General features: G+C 35.8%; 1 protein-coding gene. It reads right to left on the bottom strand.

The features are described 5' to 3' along the window. The coding region (locus AC1DRF_RS27960; protein WP_477742306.1) for a cytochrome P450 at window positions 1-1,098 on the bottom strand (1,098 nt) is incomplete at its 3' end. Window positions 1,099-1,350: the final 252 nt, after the last annotated feature.

The raw sequence follows: 1,350 nt of genomic DNA, 5'->3' as shown, positions 1-1,350 counted from the left end.
CATTTCAAGTCGGGCAAGAGGGGCGCCCAAACAAAAATGAGGTCCGTTTCCAAACGTTAAGTGTTTTTTATTAGTTTGGCGGTGAATGTCTACGGAAAAAGGGTTTTCAAACATATTCTCATCCATATTACATGCACTCATCCACGCAATAACGACATCTCCTTTTTTTAGCTTAACGCCTAATAAATCGTTATCTTGTTTAACCGTCCGATCTCGTCTGGAGATGTGAAACCGATATCGAAGCATTTCTTCTACTGCTTTTGGAGCTAATTCTCTATTGTTTCTCAGCTCGCTGTATAACGACTCGTCGTCATATAAAAAAGAATAAAACATATTTGCAATGGCGTGACTTGTGGTTTCAACTCCTGCACCTAAAAGCAGCATGGTAGCGTGTACAATTTCTTCATCTGTAAATGTTTCACCATCAACTTCGGCTTGAATTAAGTCTGAGATAATATCATCAGAAAGGTTGGAGCGCTTTTCAATGACAATCGGGTAGAGGTATTGAAAATATTCAGCTCCTGCACGCTGCTTTTCTTGTTCAATCTCTTCTAATCTTTCTTGGTCATAAGGCTGAAACAGAATATCTACCCATTTTTTGAACTGATATTGGTCTTTTACCGGTACACCGAATAAATCTGCTATAACTAAACTAGGAAAAGGAGAAGATAAATCGTCAACAATATTAATAGTTGAATTCTTTTGTATGGCTTCTACAAGGTCTGCTGCAATTTGTTTGATTCGCGGTTCCCAGTTCTTTAAACTGCGAGGAGTAAAGGCTGCAGCAAGCAAAGATCGCGCTTTCCGGTGGTCAGGAGGATCTAAGTTTGTAAGATTGGTAATTGGAGATGTGCTTTTTTGCTTACTATTATCTCCAACAAAAATAGTGGTTCTTTGTCCATCGCTTGAAAAGAATTCGTAGTTGCTCAAGACTTGTTTAACATGGTCGTATTGGAATACATTCCATGTGTTTGTTTCTTCATGAAAATAAACAGGGTGGTTGTTCAGCATTTCTTTATACCATTGGATAGGGAAAAACTCTTCTGCACGTGATTGGAATTTTGGAATTTCTGTAACGGGAATGACTTCTTTGTTCATATGATCTTATTCCTCCTTCAGAATAGGTATAAATTTGGAATTTACTAGCTACATAGCGCTTAGTAGTTGTCACTTGCTAGATAAATAGTTGCTTTGTTTAATTAACCTATACTATTAGTACATTTTTATACCAAATGTATAAAAATGTACTAATAGTATATAATTATTTTTATTTATTTATCAAGGAAAAAGGATAAAATTCACGTAGGAAAAGGCAGATAAGTTATACTAAATAAAAAGTAAATTGTAAAC

The sequence above is a fragment of the Priestia sp. P5_B4 genome (assembly GCF_056400385.1).
Note: the sequence above shows the minus strand (reverse complement) of the source record. Positions and strands in the feature narration are given on the sequence as shown.